The organism is Pseudomonas sp. ok266 (genome assembly GCF_900110195.1).
Lineage (GTDB): Bacteria > Pseudomonadota > Gammaproteobacteria > Pseudomonadales > Pseudomonadaceae > Aquipseudomonas > Aquipseudomonas neuropathica.
The window spans coordinates 216,639-234,946 of sequence record NZ_FOCU01000007.1 but is presented as its reverse complement, the minus strand read 5'-3'; the positions used below and the strand labels follow the sequence as shown (position 1 = coordinate 234,946).

Sequence of the window (18,308 nt, the reverse complement as noted above, 5' to 3'; positions counted from 1 at the left end):
AAAAGCCCCGAATCCTCGGGGCTTTTTTTCGCCTGCATTCCTGCATTTCAGTCATTGGGCAGCGGCATCTTGTCGTCATCAGGAATGCCATCGCCTGCACTTGGATCCCGCGAAGGTTCCGGCGTCATGACATTAGGTCGGGCCATCGGATCGCGCAGCGGGCTGTCCGGATTCAGCACCGGATCAATCTCCGGCTCCGGCGTCGTGGGCACGCTGTCCGGTTTTTGCTCATCGAAGCTTGAGTCAGTACTCATACGCACCTCACATCAAGGTTTCAGATTGGCTAACGGGTCATACGGTTTGGCCGGCGTCTTGTCGTCTTCACCGGGTTTCACGTCTTTCGGCGCCTTGGCCGGGCCAACCGGATCGACTTGCGGATCATCAAGGTCCGGCGAATCGGGGTCGAAACCCAGATCATGACCCGACGAATGCTCGGTCGAATGCGGCCCTTTCGGGGATGGGGAATCTGCCATGTTCGCCTCCTGAGTCACCCGCAGAAAACGGGTTCTATTCGTAGGAGGCTTGCCGGGCGCAGTCGTGCCCGGCAAATGACGAACGGAACTCAGTGGGCTGCCAGCGCCTTGCGCGCCTGCGCCGCTTCGTTTTCCTGACCGGCCTGGGCCAGTTCATCGGCCGCTTTGAGCCAGCGCTGACGGTCAACGGCTGCCGGGATCTGCGACGGTTTCTGGATCAGCACGGCCCAGCCACCGGATTTCTCCAGTGCCGACTCAAAGGAGCTGAAACTCATCAGTTCGCGACGGTTCATGCCGGCACGCAGCAAGACCTTCTGTTTGTTGCGGTCGTAGCCGGACAGGATCGCGTAACGCGGCTCGGCCCAGAATGCCGCCCCCTCGCTGAAGCGCACCATCACCGGATAGCCTGCCGCCACCTGGGTCAACAGTGCGGGCAGGTTGCTGTCCAGCGGGTAAACCACCATGCCGTACTCGCGGGCGAGGTTTTGCAGGTTCTGCTGCAATTTGTCTTCGGCACCCGGCAAGTGCAGAGGTTTCTCGAGCAAGCCCGGGGTTATCACGATGCCCTGCTGCGACAACAGGCTGGCCAACACTTGCGGCCCACTCTGATTGGCTTCGCCGCGATAGAACGTGCCACTGAGTTCGACCCGCTCCGGCAGACGCTTGACCTCAGGCGCCACAGTACCTGCACATCCGGCCAACACGGCCGCACAACCTGCCACCAGTAGCGCCGCACGAATTCGAGAAAATACCTGCACCATCATCACTCTCTGTTCAGACGCCGGTCATCGTGTTCCGGCAACGCCTGCGATCATAGGGCCGCGCCCGGCTGCGGTATAGCCTTAAGCGGCAGACCCATCGATTGCATAGAGCAAAGTGATTGGTCGCAATCGACCTTTGGTCAATAGTCTGAAACAGCCCATTGTCTAGACTGTCACTGAAACAGAGCGAATTGAAAAAGTGTGGGCCCGATGCAGGGCGAAGAGGAGGCACTGATGAGCCTGACCATGACCATTGTGATGTTGATTGCCGGCTGGCTGGCCGTGGCCGCTGCCATGTTGTGGGGGGTGCTGCGGGTTTCGCGGCGCCATCATCACCATCCGGTTCAGCCTGCTGCACTCGGAAAAACGCCGAAACAAAGTCCTCGCCACGCCACTGCGCACTGAGGCTGAACGTCAAAGGCAAAAGCCCCTCATCGGAACGCCGCCCGCCTAGCCCTCTCCCAGAGGGAGAGGGGACTGACCGGGGTGTCTTTCGAGTTACGCCGACCTGAAATATCGAGCCGAACTAAAGACTAAAACACTCCACAAATCGGCTCCCTCTCCCTCGGGAGAGGGCTGGGGTGAGGGGCTGGCTCTATCCCACACTGAAAATCTCGAATCGAAAAAAAGCCGCCTGACCTCAAAGAGTTCAGGCGGCTTTTCACTTTCAGCGGTTACACCTGCTCAGCCAGCTTCTTCTGCTTCGCCCGGCGCGACATCATGTTCAGCACTTCAATCGAAGCCGAGAACGCCATGGCCGCATACACATAACCTTTCGGTACATGGGCGCCGAAGCCTTCGGCGATCAGCGTCATGCCGATCATGATCAGGAAGCCCAGCGCCAGCATCACCACCGTCGGGTTGTCGTTGATGAACTTGGCCAGTGGTTCAGCAGCAAACAGCATCACCAGCACCGACACCACCACCGCGATGATCATGATCGGCAAGTGTTCGGTCATGCCGACCGCAGTAATGATGCTGTCGATCGAGAACACCATGTCGAGCATCAGGATCTGGCCGATAGCCGCGGCGAAACCCAAAGTGACTGTCGAGGTCGCCGACTTCGGATCTTCCGGCGCCGGGTCCATGCTGTGATGGATCTCGGTCGTAGCCTTCCAGACCAGGAACAGACCACCGGCGATCAGGATCATGTCCTTCCAGGAGAAGGCCTGGCCCAGGATTTCGATCACAGGTGCGGTCAGCTGCACGATGAAGGCGATGGTGCTCAACAGTGCCAGACGCAGGATCAACGCCATGCCGATACCGATACGGCGTGCTTTCTGCTGGTACTGCTTGGGCAATTTGTTGGTCAGGATCGAGATAAAGATCAGGTTATCGATGCCGAGCACGATTTCCATCACCACCAGTGTGGCCAAAGCAACCCAAGCGGTGGGGCTGGCGGCGAGCTGTAACAGATATTCCATGGGTCAGTCCTGACTCTGTGTAAGACGAATTAGATGGTCTTGGAGGAAGATTCGGATTTTTCCGCATCTTTTTCCGGAGTTTCTTTCTTCTCGATCAACCCGCCGGTGGCATCACTGAGTGCCTGCTCAGCGGCTTTATGGGTGTCGTCAATCGCTTGCTTGGCGCTTTCGGCCGCTTTGCCCATCAGTTGCTGGGCGCTTTTCTCGGCCTGATCGCAACCGGCCATAAGCAGTAAAGACGTAAACATCAATGCCGGGATTGTGTATTTCATAAGGTTTCCTTCGAATGAACAGACAGGCTCACAGACCGGCCGTCGATGGCTGGGCATTCTAGGGAGACAAACACTTCAGGAAAATTCGTATTTTTATTGGCTATACTTCGGTTTTCACGAACTGTAGAACGTCATGCTCAATTACCGACAACTGCATTACTTCTGGGTCGTAGCCAAGACCGGCAGCATCGTGCGCGCCTGCGAGCAACTGAACCTGACGCCACAGACCATCAGCGGGCAGATATCACTGCTCGAACAGACGTATGGCATCGAGTTATTCAGACGCGTCGGCCGGCAACTCGAATTGACCGAAGCCGGGCGACAAGCCCTGCCCTACGCCGAGCAGATGTTCCAGCTCGGCGGCGAACTGGAACTGATGCTGCGTGCCCAGCCCAACGAGCAGCAGATCCTGTTCCGCGTCGGCGTGGCTGACGTGGTGCCTAAATCCATTGTCTATCGCCTGATCGCGCCAACCATGGAGCTGAACGAGCCTCTGCGCATTACCTGTCGCGAAGACAAACTCGAACGTTTGCTCGCCGATCTGGCGATCCAGCGCCTCGACCTGGTGATTTCCGACAGCCCGATGCCCTCGCACCTCGACATCAAGGGCTACAGTCAGAAGCTCGGTGAGTGCGGAATCAGTTTCTTCGCCACCCCGGAACTGGCAGCCAGATACGGTCAGGATTTCCCGCGTAGCCTGCACGGTGCGCCACTGTTGATTCCCGGACCGGAAACCGTGGTGCGCAGCCGCTTGCAGCGCTGGTTTGCCGAGCAGCAGATCCAGCCGCAAATCGTCGGCGAGTTTGATGACAGTGCGTTGATGCAGGCTTTCGGCCAATCCGGCAGCGGGATTTTTATCGGTCCGAGCGTGATTGCCGATGAAGCGAAGCGCCAGTGCGGCGTCGAGCTGATTGGCCAGACCGACGCAGTGACCGAGTCGTTCTATGCCATTTCGGTAGAGCGCAAGGTCAAGCACCCCGGCATCGTTGCGATTACCGAAGGTGCCCGACGCGAGCTGTTTACCGCGTTATGAGGGCTCGGCGCACATTTCGCGCGGCTTGAGCGTCATCAGCACCATGGCGAGGAACACCGACAGCAAAATGAACCCGGCGGCGGCAAACCCGAGAAAGCCGAGACCCGCGCTGTCGATCACCCGGCCACCGACGATGGCACCCAGGCCGATCCCCAGATTGGCCCCGGCGATATTCAACGAAGCAGCAAACGCTGGCGCTTCCGGCGCGGCTTTCATCAGGCGCACATGGCTGACCAGGAACAACGCAGCCTGAGTCACGCCCCAGATCCCCATCGCCACCGCGAGCCCCAGCGGCGAATGAATGTTCGGTACCAGCGAGACCATGCCGGCAATCATGAACGCACAGAACAACACCGACGCGCCCAGCGGATGGCGATCCACCGCACGACCGCCCAGGGAGTTGCCGATCAGCCCGACCGCACCGAAAGCCATCAGGCACCAACCGACCACGGTGCCGTTGAACCCGGCGAGGCGCTCAAGAATGTCGGCCAGATACGTGTAAGCGGTAAACATGCCACTGAACACCAGGATCGACAGGACGATGTGGCCGATCATCAACGGACTGCGCAGAATCTTGAACTGCGAGCGGAAGCTGACCTGATGTTGGTGCAGGCTGGTTTTCGGCAGATAAACAAACAGCAACAAGGCTTTGGCAAAAGCGATCACCGCCAGAATGCCAAAGGCACTGCGCCAGCCGAACGCATCGGAAATCAACGTGCCAACCGGGATGCCGAACACCGTGGCGCAGACAATGCCGAAACCGATCTTGGCGATCGCGCGGCCGGCGAAATCCGGGCCGACGATGTCCACTGCGGTCTCACTGGCCAAGGCCCAGAACACCGGCAGCCCGAGCGCCGGGATCAACCGGGCAATCGCCATCACCCAGATGTTCGGCGCCAGCGCCGCCACGGTATTGGCCAGACCAAACATGATCAGGATGCTGATAAATAGCTTGCGCCGCTCAAAGCGGGCGAAATACGCGGTCAGGAAAGGCCCGAACATCGCCACGGTAAAAGCGAATAAAGTCACCAGCAACCCGGCCTGCGGGATGGTGACTTCGAGGTCTCGGGCAATCGCCGGCAACAGGCCGACTATGACGAATTCCGTGGTCAGCACCGTGAACCCGGCGGCGGACAACAGAAGAATGGGCAACAGCATGCGCAACTCCAGCAAAACGACGACACCAGCGTTGACCCGAAGGCCCGCTGGCGAAATTTGAAAATAAGGATGCGCAATCTTAACAGAGTGTGTCCGGGCTGACTTGCACAAACCTGCCGACTTTGTTGCCTGATCCGGTGGCAGATCGTCACATGCCTGAAGGATAAGGCCTACGCTGTGATAAAGTCCGCGCCCTGAAAAACGTACAACCTGCTCAACGACCGGTTTATTGGCGTTGATGTCGCGTCAACACTTTCGGTTCGTGGCGGTGGTCTGCCACTGCTTTGCCATCGCTTTACGCAACCTTGCACCCTATAAAAAATCAGAGATGCCGCTATGACCGCTTCATCCCCTTCTCTACTGCAACGCCTGAAAAACCTCAGCCTGGTCACGCAGATCGTCATCGGCCTGATCGCCGGTATCGCCCTGGCGCTGCTCGCCCCGGAAGCGGCGAAAGGCACGGCGTTCATCGGCAAAGTGTTTGTTTCAGCGTTGAAAGCCGTCGCACCGATTCTGGTGTTCGTGCTGGTGATGGCCTCGATTGCCAACCACAAGCACGGCCAGGAAACTCATATCCGCCCAATTCTGTTCCTCTATCTGCTGGGCACTTTTGCGGCGGCGGTCGTGGCCGTGGTTGCGAGCATGGCGTTCCCATCGCACCTTGTGCTGTCGACCGACAACGTTTCGGTGACGGCGCCGGGCGGTATCGGCGAAGTGCTGCAAAGCCTGCTGTTGAGCGTGGTCGACAACCCGGTCAGCGCACTGATGAACGCCAACTTCATCGGTATCCTGGCGTGGGCGATCGGCATGGGCATCGCAATTCGCCATGCCGGCGACACCACCCGTGAAGTGCTGGGTGATCTGTCCAATGGCGTGACGGTGATCGTGCGCGTGGTGATTCGTTTCGCCCCGCTGGGCATTTTCGGTCTGGTGGCCTCGACGCTGGCCACCTCCGGTTTCGGCGCATTGATCGGTTATGCACACCTGCTGGCCGTGCTGCTCGGCTGCATGCTGTTCGTGGCACTGGTGATGAACCCGCTGATCGTGTTCTGGAAACTGCGTCGCAACCCGTATCCGCTGACTCTCAAATGCCTGCGTGAAAGTGGCATCACCGCATTCTTCACCCGCAGCTCGGCGGCAAACATTCCGGTCAATCTGGAATTGAGCAAGCGTCTGGGTCTGCATGAAGACACCTATTCGGTGTCGATTCCGCTGGGCGCGACCATTAACATGGCCGGTGCAGCGATCACCATTACGGTGCTGAGCCTGGCGGCCGTGCACACATTGGGTATTGCCGTGGATATTCCAACGGCGATTCTGCTCAGCGTTGTCGCCGCCATTTGCGCCTGTGGCGCGTCGGGTGTGGCGGGTGGATCGCTGTTGCTGATTCCGTTGGCGTGCAGCCTGTTCGGGATTCCGAGCGAGATTGCCATGCAGGTGGTGGCGGTCGGTTTCATTATTGGCGTGTTGCAGGATTCGGCAGAGACGGCGCTGAACTCGTCGACTGATGTGCTGTTTACCGCTGCGGCGTGCCTGGGTGAGGAAGCAAAAGCCCAACGTACGGCGTAACAGACGCTGTAATGAAAAGCCCGCCACGGTGTGAACCTTGGCGGGCTTTTTTGTGGCTGAGATCTTTTCCCCCTCACCCCAACCCTCTCCCCCAAGGGGGCGAGGGGGAAGGGAGCCGATCGTTGTTGCCTTCAAGACTTGAGTTCGACTTGATATTTCACGTCGGTGTATTTCGAACAAACAACTCGGTCAGTTCCCTCTCCCTCCGGGAGAGGGCTAGGCGGGCGGCGTTCCGATGAGGGGCTTCTGGCGGTTTAGAACGCGCCCATGTAATCGCGCTTGCCCACTTCAACCCCGTTATGACGCAGCAGCGCATAAGTGGTAGTGACGTGGAAGAAGAACTGCGGCAGACCGTAAGTCAGCAGGTAAGCCTGACCGCTGAAGCGCTTCTCTTTCGGCGTGCCCGGACGAGTAACGATTTCGATGCCTTCCTTGCCATTGATCTGCTCCGGCTTGATCTCGCCGATGTAGGCCAGAACCTTGGCGATCAGGGCTTGCAGCTCGGCGAAGGTGGTTTCGGTATCGTCGTACTTAGGCACTTCGACTTCAGCCAGACGCGAAGAAACGCCTTTGGCGAAGTCGACGGCGATCTGCACCTGGCGGGTCAGCGGGAACATGTCCGGATACAGACGGGCCTGCAGGAAAGCGTTCGGATCGATGTTTTTCTCGGTGGCGTGGGCTTCAGCCTTTTTCAGGACATCGCTCAGTGCGTTGAGCATTTGTTGAAAAACCGGGACGGATGCGGCGTACAGGGAAATGGTCATGGCAGTCTCGTGTGGTGGCTGGGTGGAACAGGAGGCGATTATAGCCATGCTTGATGACCACACGGCTTGCCTTTTGTTTGGCAAGGATTAGGCTAGGCGCCTTCGACTGCAGAGGGAACGCGCGATGACCACAGAGACAGAATCCAGCTTCGACGAACCACGGCTCAATGCCACGGAAATCCGCATCCTTGGTTCGCTGATCGAAAAACAGGCGACCAGCCCGGAAACCTACCCGCTGACCCTTAATGCGCTGGTCACGGCGTGTAATCAGAAAACCAGCCGCGAACCGGTGATGAACCTGACTCAGGGTCAGGTCGGCCAGAGTTTGCGGGCGCTGGAAGGTCGCGGTTTCGCCAAACTGGTGATGGGCAGCCGCGCCGACCGCTGGGAGCACAAAGTCGACAAGGCGCTGGAACTGGTGCCAGCGCAGGTGATTCTTAGCGGACTGATGTTTCTGCGCGGCCCGCAAACCGTCAATGAGCTGCTGACCCGCAGCGGGCGCATGCATGATTTCGAAGACGCCGAACAAGTTGTGCATCAGCTTGAGCGCTTGATTGCGCGGGGGCTGGCGGTGTTGATTCCGCGTCAGGCCGGGCAGCGCGAAGACCGTTATACCCATGCGCTGGGTGATCCGGCGGATAGCGAGGCAATTATGGCAGCGCGGCAGAGTCCGCAGGATCGCGGTGCAAGCAGTGGCGTTTCGGTTGAGCGTATCGAAGAGCTAGAAGCGCGAATCGCCGCGCTGGAAGAACGCCTGGCCCGCCTCGAATAACCACCACCATTTTATTGTGGGAGCGAGCATGCTCGCGAAGAGGTAGTGTCAGCTACATCATTTTTGAATGACACACCGCATTCGCGAGCAAGCTCGCTCCCACAGGGGTTATTCTTCAGGCTTCAGGTCTTGGGGTTATTCACCATCCCAGTAATCAACGCCATCCTTCTGCCGCGCCACGGCGACAAAGCCTGAAGTGTTACCTTCGGCATCAACCTGAAAATTATCCATCACCGCATATTTGTTCGAATCCGGGTATTCGCAAATATCGGGCTGCTGCTGGGTGCTCACCGCCAGATAGCGCAATTCGCCCGAGCTGGTATTGATGATCTGATGCGCCTTCTCCGGCCCACCCGGCGGGCAAGCGATCACGTCGCCTTCGCGGATCGGGAAACGCTCGGCGCCCAGACGCACCTCGCCCTCCCCGGCCACCACGTAAAACATCTCTTCGTTGACCCGATGGCTGTGAAACGGGCTGCCACGCATGCCCGGTGGCAAGGCATACAGGCGATAACCGAGTTTTTGCGACCCCAATTGCTGGCCAATCCGCGCCATGCGCTGTTGATAGCGCCCGGCGGTTTCGCCTTCCGGGGCCAGGGCTTCGGGCAGGGGTTCGAGTTCGACCTGATGCAGGTTGAGGATAGGCGGATGCATGGGAGCCTCGGTCACGGTTTTTATGGTGGGCAAGTCTGGGCTTGCTGAGGAGGCAGTATAGGCATTGATGGCCGGCGTGAAACCGCGTCGCCTCCTTCGCGAGCAAGCTCGCTCCCACAGGGGATCTACAGCGAACACACAACTTGTGTATGACAAAAATTCCACTGTGGGAGCGAACCTGCTCGCGAAGAGGCCCGCCCAGCCACCACAATACTCAATCAGCTCCGGGCAAACGCCACCGCCGCCGCAAACTGCTCTTCAGTCGGCCGCACGCCGGTGTACAGCACAAACTGCTCCAGTGCCTGAATCGCAATCACCTCAAGTCCGGTGATCACCCGCTTGCCCTCTGCTCGACCGCGCACAATCAGCGGCGTCTCCGACGGGATCGCGACCACATCAAACACCGTTTCGGCAGCCTTGATCACCTCCGGTTCAAACGCCAACTGCCCCGCCTCCGGCCCGCCGTCCATGCCCACTGGCGTCACATTGATCAGCATCTGCGGGCGTTCATCGCCCAGTTCAGCCTGCCAGCGATAGCCCAGCGAATCCGCCAATGCACGTCCGGCGCGTTCGTTGCGGGCGACGATCAAGCCGTTTTTGTAACCACCGTCACGCAGGGCGCTGGCCACCGCTTTGGCCATGCCGCCACTGCCTCGCAAGGCAAAGGTCGATTCTTTGGGCACCGCGTGGGTTTCCAGTAACTGCGCCACAGCGATGTAATCAGTGTTGTAAGCCTTGAGATGGCCGTGGGTATTGACGATGGTATTGATCGACTGGATCGCCGCTGCCGACGCATCCAGCTCATCGACCAGCGCAATGCACGCTTCCTTGAACGGCATCGACACGCCGCAACCACGGATACTCAAGGCGCGAATGCCGCCGACTGCGCCGGTCAGGTCCTGGCTGCTGAACGCCTTGTAGTAGAAGTTCAGGCCCAACTGCTCATACAAATGGTTATGAAAACGCAGACCGAAGTTCCCCGGGCGCCCGGACAGGGACATGCACAGTTGGGTGTCTTTGTTCGGGTTCATCTGCATGAAACTTCTCCTTCAAACGCACTTTCGGATAAACGGGATTAGCCAGCCCATCGGCTTCTGAACGATCATAGAGGCCTGTTTTAAACGTCTTCCGCGGCCATCACACAGCCCGGTAAATAAACCGGTACAGACCTTACACAAAATTTACCCAGTGGCTGTGCTGATTTTCCAAAATTCGCTGTCTTAGAAGTATCCCCGCGACAACTGTGGGCCTGGTGCAGGCCCCGATGCCGGGTCGAAGAACCGAGGAATTATCATGATTCGTAAACTCCCTATCGTCGCCCTGCTGATCGGTGCTTTTGCTGTCACAGGGCAAGCAGAAGCCCACGGCGGTGGCTGGCAGGGTCCGGCGGTGTTTGGCGCAATCGTCGGCTCGGCCATCATCGGTTCGGCGCTTATCAACCAGGATCGTCCGGTTTATGTGCAACAGGCGCCGGTGTACGCCCCGCCACCGGTCTATGTGCAGCAGCCACCGCCACCGGTCTACTACCAGCCCGCGCCGGTGTATGTTCAACAACCGGTCTACGTGCAACCGGCCCCGGTGTATTACGGCCCGCCGCGCGGCTACTACGGTCGTCCGCACTACTACGGCGGCCCACGCTGGTAACCGAAACACAAAGCCCTGCTTTTATAGCGGGGCTTTTTTATGACCGTTGGTCGGCCAGCGTCTGAAAAAATCTCGCCAAGGTCGCTGTGAGGACAGTTTCACCGGCTAAAGTCGGCATGATTGATTGACCGTTATGTACTTTTCCATAAAACGGTCATTTATTTGTCATGACGGAGCCGCAATCTGAATCCGTCCGTAAACAACAGGTTGATAACAACAAGGACGACTGTATGCCAACACAAAACCCGCACCGCATCGTCGGCCTGTGCACCTCCAGCAAGGTGTACAGCGCGCTGACCGAGCTCAAGCACCTGGAAGGCCATCGTTGCGCCAAGTTCCTTTCGCTGCTGGCGGAAAACCTCGTGCACAAAGGTTTGCTCAACGAGCGTGAAGTCATGCACATGCTTGATCAAGTGGTCGACTGAAGCCTCAACGGCGTCAATGACCACTATCGAAAGCGTTGATTGTCCGTAGAACCGGCGAATCTTTAAGGTAGCTCCATTGATAGATGGAGGTACTCGTCATGGCTCAGGTTCAAATCATGTCCGTTATCGGCAGCGCCGTCCCCGCTTCGCTCAGGGCCACGGGCCTGCTTGCCTGCTGGTATCTGATGCGCGACGGCGAAGCGATCAGTGGCCCGCTGACTTCCTTGCCCGCTGCGCAGGCACTGTCGCAGAAGCTTGTCAGCGAGCCGTTTCACGCTTAAGGCAGTTGCACTTTGGGCTTGGTCTCGGCGAACAGCGCCCAGCTCGACATGAACAATGCCGCGATCAGCGGCCCGATCACAAAGCCGTTGAGACCGAAGACTGCCAGGCCGCCAAGGGTCGAGATCAGAATCATGTAATCGGGCATTTTGGTGTCCTTGCCCACCAGAATCGGCCGCAGCACGTTGTCCACCAAACCGATCACGAATACCCCGAACAAGCCCAGCACCACGCCTTGCCAGATCATCCCGCTGAGCAGGAAATACACCGCCACCGGCGCCCAGACAATCCCCGCACCGACCGCTGGCAGCAACGACAAAAACCCCATCAACACCGCCCACAGCAGCGCGCTGGGGATGTCGAGAAACCAGAAAATCGCCCCGCCCAATGCGCCCTGCGTCACCGCGACCACCAGATTGCCCTTCACCGTCGCCCGTACCACACGGTTGAACTTCAACTGCAAGCGCCGCTTGTGGCCTTCCTCCAGTGGCACAGCGGTGCGCACCTTGCGCGCCAGCTCGGCGCCGTCACGCAGAAAGAAAAACAGCAGATACAACATGATGAAAAAACTCACCACGAATTCGAATGTGCCCTGGCCAAAACTGAACGCCTGACTGGCCAGCACCTGGCTGCCCTGCATCGCCGATTTGACGATTTTCTCGCGCAAGCCGTTTAGCTCGCCCATGCCAAACCGGTCGAGCAAGTGCTGAAAGTACGGCGGCAGGCTGTGCTTGAATTGCGCCAGATACGCAGCGATGTCCAGCTCGCCGCTTTCGATGTTCTTGTAGACCGCTGCGCCTTCCTGCACCAACAGCACACTGAGGATGATCACCGGCAGAATCGCGATCACCAGGCAGACCGACAAGGTACACAGGGACGTCAGGTTGCGCTGCCAGCCGAATTTCGCCTGCAGCCGGCGTTGCATCGGCGCAAACACAATGCCGAGAATTACCGCCCAGAACACCGCACCGTAGAACGGCAAGAGGATCCAGATAAACGCCACCGTGACCAGCAACAGCAGCACGGTGAGGGATTTGAATTGAAGGCTTTTTTCGTTCATGTCCGATCCATGTCAGTCAGGCGTCATGCACGCCCCGATGCTTAGTCAACCGCGACCTGCACGAGTGCCATCTTTATTCATGGAGCATAGATCCAGATCAACAAACACTCGCCGCATCTGACTTACCCTGCCGCGCTTTTGCGACCGACACCGCCATGACCCCTACCCTCGCCGCCCCCGAACTGCTCGCCCCCGCTGGCACCCTGAAAAACATGCGTTACGCCTTCGCTTACGGCGCCGATGCGGTCTACGCCGGCCAGCCGCGTTACAGCCTGCGGGTGCGCAACAACGAGTTCGATCACGCCAATCTGGCACTGGGTATTCGTGAAGCGCAGGCGCAAGGCAAACGCTTTTACGTGGTGGTCAACATCGCGCCGCACAACGCCAAGTTGAAGACCTTCCTCAAGGATCTGGCACCAGTCATCGACATGGCCCCCGACGCGCTGATCATGTCCGACCCGGGACTGATCATGCTCGTGCGGCGACATTTCCCGCAGATGCCGATTCACCTGTCGGTGCAGGCCAACACGGTGAACTGGGCGAGCGTCGAGTTCTGGCAGCAGATGGGTTTGAGCCGGATCATCCTGTCGCGAGAATTGTCGCTAGAGGAAATCGGCGAAATCCGTGAGCAGGTGCCGGGCATGGAACTGGAAGTGTTCGTCCACGGCGCGCTGTGCATGGCCTATTCCGGGCGCTGTCTGTTGTCGGGTTACATGAATAAGCGCGATGCCAATCAGGGCACCTGCACCAATGCTTGTCGCTGGAAATACTCAGCGCAAGAAGCCACCGAAAACCAGCTCGGCGAGATCGTCCAGACCTTCCAGCCAGAGCCAACGCTGGGGCTGGGCACGCCCACCGATCAGGTGTTCCTGCTGCAGGAAGCCAATCGCCCCGATGAATTGATGCCAGCATTCGAGGACGAACACGGCACCTACATCATGAACGCCAAGGACCTGCGCGCGGTGCAGCATGTCGAGCGCCTGACGCGCATGGGCGTGCATTCCCTGAAAATCGAAGGCCGGACCAAATCGCACTTCTATTGCGCGCGCACCACCCAGGTGTATCGCCGCGCGATTGATGATGCGGTGGCCGGGCGTGAATTTGACCGTAGCCTGATGACCGATCTGGAATCACTCGCACAGCGTGGCTACACCGAAGGATTTCTGCGTCGGCATGTACATGACGAGTACCAGAATTATCAGCACGGCAGCTCGGTGTCGGAGCGTCAGCAGTTCGTTGGCGAGTTGACCGGCGAACGGCGTGGGCGGTTGGCAGAGGTCAAGGTGAAGAACCGCTTTGCCTTGGGTGATCATCTGGAGTTGATGACGCCGAAGGGCAATTTCCATTTTGATCTGCATGAGTTGCAGAACGCTAAAGAAGAAGCGATCGAGGTGGCACCGGGGGATGGGCACACGGTGTATCTGCCGATTCCGGATGCGGTGGATTTGCGGTTTGGGTTGTTGATGCGGGATCTGCGTGATGCCTGAGAAGGCCCTCACCCTAGCCCTCTCCCAGAGGGAGAGGGGACCGATTGGGGGAAATTGGAGAAATCCGCCGACCTGAAATTACGCCGGTGAATCCACAATCGACTCTTCTGATCAAGAAAACTGGACTTGGCCGAGTCCATAATCGACTCGGTTGTTCAGGTCGATACATAACGCAAGACATCTCGGTCGGCCCCCTCTCCCTCCTGGAGAGGGCTGGGGTGAGGGAAGCTTACGAAAACAGACTCTTCCCGCAACATCGCCAGGCTCGCTCCCACATTGGGACGCGCTTCCCTGCTCGCGAAGGGGGCGGTAAATCCAGCACAACAACCAGGATTCAGCGCCGATCATCGGAAAGAGGCGTCGGCTCATCCGCCGGCGGCACATCCTCATCTTCCGCCGCCGGGTCCTTCCAGTCTTCGGGCCGATCGGCATCGCTCAGCGGGTCGCGCCCCGGTGGCATCCCCATTGGAGAATCATGATCAGCCAGTGTCGGTTCATCGGTACCGGGCAGCGGCCGGGTCGAATCGGTGGGTAGCACGCCACCCTGAAACAGCAAATCGTTAGCCATGACGCACCTCACTCAGGAGGTCCGGAATACCCGGGCCGTACAACTTGGAATCAGCCCTGTGCACGGCGTGCTACCGAACAGACCAACGGCCATCAACCCCGCGCGGAAAACCGGTCGCGGCTGTTGGTCAGATGCAGCCACATGGCCGCGCGCGCGGCGTCCGCATCCTGACGCTTGATCGCATTCAGAATCGCCTCATGTTCCAGATGGGCCAGTTGCCCGAGCTTGCTCAGATCCGCCGCGCCACGTTCAGCAGCATTGAGGCGATGACGCGGAATCATCGCGCTGCCCAGATGCTGCATGATCTCGCTGAAGCAAACATTGCCGGTGGCCTCGGCGATCAGCAGATGAAAACGCCGATCCGCTTCGACGCAACTGTCGTTGTTGTCGAGCAGCCGCTGATAGTCATCCAGCGCCTGACGCATCTGCAGCACTTGCGCCTCCGTGCGCCGCTGCGCCGCCAGCGCCGCCGCTTGGGTTTCCAGGCCCAGACGCAGTTCGAGAATGCTGCGCACACCGAGCGCCGTGTCGACATTCAGGCGTAAGCCCTGCTCCGCAACACGCTCGATGACAAAGGTGCCGATGCCGTGGCGCGTCTCCACCAGCCCGGAAGCCTGCAACTTGGAAATCGCCTCGCGCACCACCGTGCGGCTGACCCCGTGTTCCTGAACGATGGAATTCTCTGACGGCAGCTTGTCGCCGGGCGATAGCTGACCGAGCAGGATGCTTTGCGTGAGCTTCTCCACCAGGTCATGGGCGAGGTTGTGCGCACGTTTACGGGCGGGAGCGTCGAGGTCTTCTTGCATGATCGGTTCCGGTGATCGGGGGCTTGTGGATCGTAGCATCCTGCGGGGATGACGAAATTGAGTCTAGCGGCTCAACTTGTATGACAACACTCAAATAAACGGAAATACCTTCAAACACTCCTGACAAACAGAAGCGTGTCCCCCTGGGGGTGACGCGATGCTCTACGCCTTAAAAAACCCAGCAAACATTGATCATTAACGCAAAAAAGCATAAAAAACCGGCATCCCAGAGAAAAATAATCGGCCAACCCTACTTGTCGGACAAAATTTCTCAGTTGTATGATGTCTAGCAACAATGCAGCACCTGCCCTACCCCGCATAAAAATAATCAGTGGGAGAAAACCAAGTGAAAACCTCCGTCTCCGGGATGAACGAGGGCGTCGATTCGACACTCGCGTCGGCCATCTCGAAAGTGAAACGCCACGTCCTACCGCTCTTCGTGATCATGTTCATCGTCAATTACATTGACCGGGTGAACATCGGTTTCGTCCGCACTCACATGGAACATGACCTCGGTATTGGTGCCGCCGCTTATGGCTTCGGCGCCGGCCTGTTCTTCATCGGTTACGCGCTGTTCGAAGTTCCCTCCAACATGTTGCTGCAGAAAGTCGGCGCACGCATCTGGCTGACCCGCATCATGTTCACCTGGGGCCTGGTCGCCGCCGGCATGGCCTTCATCCAGAACGAAACCCACTTCTATGTGTTGCGCTTTTTGCTCGGCGTGGCCGAGGCCGGGTTCTTTCCCGGGGTGATCTACTACTTCACCCGCTGGTTACCCGGCGCCGAACGCGGCAAGGCGATTGCGATCTTCCTCAGCGGCTCCGCCGTGGCCTCGTTGATCTCCGGCCCGTTGTCCGGTCTGCTCCTGCAAATCAACGGGCTGGGCATGCACGGCTGGCAATGGATGTACTTCATTGAAGGGATGTTCTCGGTGGGCCTATGCGTGTTCGTCTGGTTCTGGCTCGACGCCAAACCCCACGACGCGAAATGGCTGACCCGCGCCGAACAGGATGCATTGGTCAACGCCATCGATGCTGAACAGAAGGCCCGCGAAGCCGCGACGCCGATCCGGCCATCGATGGGCAAACTGCTCAAGGACCGCCAGATCATCCTGTTCTGCCTGATCTACTTCTTCATTCAGTTGACCATTTACGCGGCAACCTTCTGGCTGCCGAGCATCATCAAGAAAATGGGCGAGATGAGCGACTTCCAGGTCGGCCTGTTCAACTCGATTCCATGGTTGCTGTCGATCATCGGCATGTACGCCTTCGCCTCGTTCTCGGCCAAGTGGAAACACCAACAGGCGTGGGTCGCCACCGCACTGTTGATCGCCGCTGCGGGGATGTTCATGTCCACTACCGGCGGGCCGATCTTCGCTTTCGTTGCGATCTGCTTTGCTGCGCTGGGGTTCAAATCCGCTTCGTCGCTGTTCTGGCCGATCCCACAGGCCTATCTGGATGCCCGCATCGCTGCGGCGGTGATCGCACTGATCAACTCGGTGGGCAACCTAGGCGGCTTCGTCGCGCCAACCACGTTCGGCCTGCTCGAAGAACACACCGGCTCGATTCAGGGCGGCCTCTATGGGCTGGCCGCGACCTCGATCATCGCCGCGATCATCGTCTTCTTCGCGCGCACCACACCGAAACCTGCTGCCGACATCGCCGTGGTCGAGACCGCGCCGAAACACGCCTGACGTCGATTGTTAAAGATTGCGTATTAAAAGGATAAGAACATGACCGCACACGACACCGCCAAAGCCCCGATCATCACCGACATGCAAGTCATCCCGGTGGCCGGCCACGACGGCATGCTGCTCAATCTGAGCGGCGCCCACGGGCCGTTTTTCACCCGCAATATCGTCATCCTCAAGGACAACGCCGGCCACACCGGCGTCGGTGAAGTACCCGGTGGCGAGCGTATTCGCCAGACCCTGGAAGACGCGCGCAGCCTGGTGGTCGGCAGCCCGATCGGCACGTATCAGAAGATCCTAAATCAAGTGCGCCAGACCTTCGCCGACCGCGATGCTGGCGGTCGTGGTCTGCAGACGTTTGACCTGCGCATCACCATCCACGCGGTGACGGGCCTCGAAGCCGCACTGCTCGATCTGCTCGGTCAGCATCTCGATGTACCGGTGGCAGCACTGCTTGGCGAAGGTCAGCAACGTGATGAAGTGAAGATGCTCGGTTATCTGTTTTACGTCGGTGATCAGCGCGAAACCGACCTCGCCTATCGCAGCGAACCGGACGCCGACAATGACTGGTTCCGCGTGCGTCACGAGAAGGCCATGACTGCCGAAGCCGTGGTGCGCCTCGCCGAAGCGGCCCATGCGAAATACGGCTTCAAGGACTTCAAACTCAAGGGCGGCGTGCTCAGTGGCGATGCCGAAATCGAAGCGGTGACGGCGCTGGCTGAACGCTTCCCCGACGCGCGCATCACCCTCGATCCGAACGGCGCGTGGTCACTGAAAGATGCCATCCGCCTGTGCCGCGATCAGCATCAGGTGCTCGCCTATGCCGAAGACCCGTGCGGTGCGGAAAACGGTTATTCGGGCCGCGAAGTCATGGCCGAGTTCCGCCGTGCCACCGGGCTGAAAACCGCCACCAACATGATCGCCACTGACTGGCGTGAGATGGGTCATGCGATCCAGTTGCAATCAGTGGACATCCCGCTGGCCGACCCGCATTTCTGGACCATGCAAGGTTCGGTGCGCGTGGCGCAGATGTGCCATGAATGGGGTCTGACCTGGGGTTCGCATTCCAACAACCACTTCGATATCTCGCTGGCGATGTTTACCCATGTCGCCGCTGCCGCGCCGGGCGAGATCACCGCGATCGACACCCACTGGATCTGGCAGGACGGCCAGCGGCTGACCAAGGCGCCGCTGCAAATTGTCGATGGTCTGGTGCAAGTGCCGAAAAAACCGGGGCTGGGTGTCGAGCTGGACATGGACCAGGTGGCCAAGGCTCATGAGCTATATAAAGGCATGGGCCTCGGCGCGCGGGATGACAGCGTGGCGATGCAGTTTCTGATTCCGGGGTGGAAGTTCGATAACAAGCGGCCGTGTCTGGTGCGCTAACCTGATCTCCAATCCACCACTGCCCCTGTGGGAGCGAGCTTGCTCGCGAATGCGGTGTGTCATAAACAGTAATGTTGACTGAC

Annotated in this window: 22 protein-coding genes; 10 read left to right on the top strand and 12 right to left on the bottom strand. The window is 58.9% G+C overall.

The genetic code is table 11. The features are described from left to right. Nucleotides 1-47 precede the first annotated feature (47 nt). From BMY54_RS15055 to BMY54_RS15045, 3 genes are all read right to left on the bottom strand, one after another. On the bottom strand, nucleotides 48-254 hold the full coding sequence (locus BMY54_RS15055) for a hypothetical protein (protein ID WP_093434040.1): 207 nt from the start codon (nucleotides 252-254) through the stop codon (nucleotides 48-50). A 12-nt stretch (nucleotides 255-266) separates the two neighbouring features. Then, nucleotides 267-473, bottom strand: a complete 207-nt coding sequence (locus BMY54_RS15050) for a DUF6021 family protein (protein WP_093434037.1) — start codon at nucleotides 471-473, stop codon at nucleotides 267-269. Nucleotides 474-562: 89 nt separating this feature from the next. Then, complete coding sequence (locus tag BMY54_RS15045) at nucleotides 563-1,234, bottom strand: peptidase C39 family protein (protein WP_093434034.1); 672 nt, start codon at nucleotides 1,232-1,234, stop codon at nucleotides 563-565. Nucleotides 1,235-1,468: 234 nt separating this feature from the next. On the opposite strand from BMY54_RS15045, the gene BMY54_RS30615 reads away from it, so the two are divergent. After that, nucleotides 1,469-1,639 (top strand): hypothetical protein, encoded by a 171-nt coding sequence (locus BMY54_RS30615; RefSeq protein ID WP_175559614.1) that lies wholly within the window; start codon nucleotides 1,469-1,471, stop codon nucleotides 1,637-1,639. A 269-nt stretch (nucleotides 1,640-1,908) separates the two neighbouring features. Here the strand turns inward: BMY54_RS30615 and BMY54_RS15035 are convergent, their stop codons facing one another. After that, on the bottom strand, nucleotides 1,909-2,658 hold the full coding sequence (locus BMY54_RS15035) for a TerC family protein (RefSeq protein ID WP_016986876.1): 750 nt from the start codon (nucleotides 2,656-2,658) through the stop codon (nucleotides 1,909-1,911). A 29-nt stretch (nucleotides 2,659-2,687) separates the two neighbouring features. Continuing rightward, a complete protein-coding gene (locus BMY54_RS15030; RefSeq protein WP_007965379.1) occupies nucleotides 2,688-2,930 on the bottom strand; it encodes a hypothetical protein in 243 nt (80 codons plus the stop codon). A gap of 133 nt (nucleotides 2,931-3,063) precedes the next feature. Between BMY54_RS15030 and nhaR the strand changes: the two genes are divergently transcribed. Further along, nucleotides 3,064-3,963 carry a transcriptional activator NhaR gene (nhaR, locus tag BMY54_RS15025; RefSeq protein ID WP_093434029.1) on the top strand — a complete coding sequence of 300 codons (900 nt, stop codon included), beginning with the start codon at nucleotides 3,064-3,066 and terminating at the stop codon, nucleotides 3,961-3,963. Here nhaR and BMY54_RS15020 read toward each other — a convergent pair. Next, nucleotides 3,958-5,121 (bottom strand): MFS transporter, encoded by a 1,164-nt coding sequence (locus BMY54_RS15020; protein ID WP_093434026.1) that lies wholly within the window; start codon nucleotides 5,119-5,121, stop codon nucleotides 3,958-3,960. The two genes, nhaR and BMY54_RS15020, sit on opposite strands and share 6 nt — an antisense overlap. Before the next feature lie 336 nt (nucleotides 5,122-5,457). Between BMY54_RS15020 and sstT the strand changes: the two genes are divergently transcribed. Beyond that, a complete protein-coding gene (sstT, locus tag BMY54_RS15015; protein ID WP_093434023.1) occupies nucleotides 5,458-6,690 on the top strand; it encodes a serine/threonine transporter SstT in 1,233 nt (410 codons plus the stop codon). Between the two features lie 254 nt (nucleotides 6,691-6,944). Here the strand turns inward: sstT and BMY54_RS15010 are convergent, their stop codons facing one another. After that, a complete protein-coding gene (locus tag BMY54_RS15010) occupies nucleotides 6,945-7,454 on the bottom strand; it encodes a DUF1993 domain-containing protein (protein ID WP_093434020.1) in 510 nt (169 codons plus the stop codon). 124 nt (nucleotides 7,455-7,578) lie between these two features. On the opposite strand from BMY54_RS15010, the gene BMY54_RS15005 reads away from it, so the two are divergent. Continuing rightward, complete coding sequence (locus tag BMY54_RS15005; RefSeq protein ID WP_093434017.1) at nucleotides 7,579-8,226, top strand: YceH family protein; 648 nt, start codon at nucleotides 7,579-7,581, stop codon at nucleotides 8,224-8,226. A gap of 135 nt (nucleotides 8,227-8,361) precedes the next feature. Here the strand turns inward: BMY54_RS15005 and BMY54_RS15000 are convergent, their stop codons facing one another. Together BMY54_RS15000 and BMY54_RS14995 are read right to left on the bottom strand one after the other, a co-directional pair. Next, nucleotides 8,362-8,880 carry a cupin domain-containing protein gene (locus BMY54_RS15000; protein WP_093434014.1) on the bottom strand — a complete coding sequence of 173 codons (519 nt, stop codon included), beginning with the start codon at nucleotides 8,878-8,880 and terminating at the stop codon, nucleotides 8,362-8,364. A 218-nt stretch (nucleotides 8,881-9,098) separates the two neighbouring features. Beyond that, entirely contained in the window at nucleotides 9,099-9,917 is an 819-nt protein-coding gene (locus tag BMY54_RS14995; protein ID WP_093434011.1) for a shikimate 5-dehydrogenase, read from the bottom strand. A gap of 256 nt (nucleotides 9,918-10,173) precedes the next feature. On the opposite strand from BMY54_RS14995, the gene BMY54_RS14990 reads away from it, so the two are divergent. The 3 genes from BMY54_RS14990 (at nucleotide 10,174) to BMY54_RS14980 (ending at nucleotide 11,230) form a co-directional block, all read left to right on the top strand. Next, nucleotides 10,174-10,524 (top strand): hypothetical protein, encoded by a 351-nt coding sequence (locus BMY54_RS14990; RefSeq protein WP_093434008.1) that lies wholly within the window; start codon nucleotides 10,174-10,176, stop codon nucleotides 10,522-10,524. 230 nt (nucleotides 10,525-10,754) lie between these two features. Next, complete coding sequence (locus BMY54_RS14985) at nucleotides 10,755-10,949, top strand: hypothetical protein (protein WP_016984641.1); 195 nt, start codon at nucleotides 10,755-10,757, stop codon at nucleotides 10,947-10,949. 98 nt (nucleotides 10,950-11,047) lie between these two features. After that, nucleotides 11,048-11,230: a hypothetical protein gene (locus BMY54_RS14980; protein WP_093434005.1), complete on the top strand. Its 183-nt coding sequence runs from the start codon at nucleotides 11,048-11,050 to the stop codon at nucleotides 11,228-11,230. Here BMY54_RS14980 and BMY54_RS14975 read toward each other — a convergent pair. Beyond that, nucleotides 11,227-12,288, bottom strand: coding sequence for an AI-2E family transporter (locus BMY54_RS14975; protein ID WP_093434002.1), 1,062 nt, complete (start codon nucleotides 12,286-12,288; stop codon nucleotides 11,227-11,229). The genes BMY54_RS14980 and BMY54_RS14975 overlap by 4 nt on opposite strands. 155 nt (nucleotides 12,289-12,443) lie before the next feature. Between BMY54_RS14975 and yegQ the strand changes: the two genes are divergently transcribed. Further along, on the top strand, nucleotides 12,444-13,775 hold the full coding sequence (gene yegQ / locus BMY54_RS14970) for a prephenate-dependent tRNA uridine(34) hydroxylase TrhP (RefSeq protein WP_093433999.1): 1,332 nt from the start codon (nucleotides 12,444-12,446) through the stop codon (nucleotides 13,773-13,775). Between the two features lie 334 nt (nucleotides 13,776-14,109). Here yegQ and BMY54_RS14965 read toward each other — a convergent pair whose 3' ends face one another. Then, on the bottom strand, nucleotides 14,110-14,343 hold the full coding sequence (locus BMY54_RS14965; RefSeq protein WP_093433996.1) for a hypothetical protein: 234 nt from the start codon (nucleotides 14,341-14,343) through the stop codon (nucleotides 14,110-14,112). A gap of 92 nt (nucleotides 14,344-14,435) precedes the next feature. Continuing rightward, on the bottom strand, nucleotides 14,436-15,149 hold the full coding sequence (locus tag BMY54_RS14960) for a FadR/GntR family transcriptional regulator (protein WP_093433993.1): 714 nt from the start codon (nucleotides 15,147-15,149) through the stop codon (nucleotides 14,436-14,438). Between the two features lie 346 nt (nucleotides 15,150-15,495). Here BMY54_RS14960 and BMY54_RS14955 point away from each other — a divergent pair, with 346 nt between their 5' ends. Together BMY54_RS14955 and gudD are read left to right on the top strand one after the other, a co-directional pair. Further along, nucleotides 15,496-16,842 carry an MFS transporter gene (locus BMY54_RS14955; protein ID WP_034154657.1) on the top strand — a complete coding sequence of 449 codons (1,347 nt, stop codon included), beginning with the start codon at nucleotides 15,496-15,498 and terminating at the stop codon, nucleotides 16,840-16,842. A gap of 39 nt (nucleotides 16,843-16,881) precedes the next feature. Beyond that, nucleotides 16,882-18,225: a glucarate dehydratase gene (gudD, locus tag BMY54_RS14950; protein WP_093433990.1), complete on the top strand. Its 1,344-nt coding sequence runs from the start codon at nucleotides 16,882-16,884 to the stop codon at nucleotides 18,223-18,225. The last annotated feature ends 83 nt before the right edge of the window (nucleotides 18,226-18,308 follow it).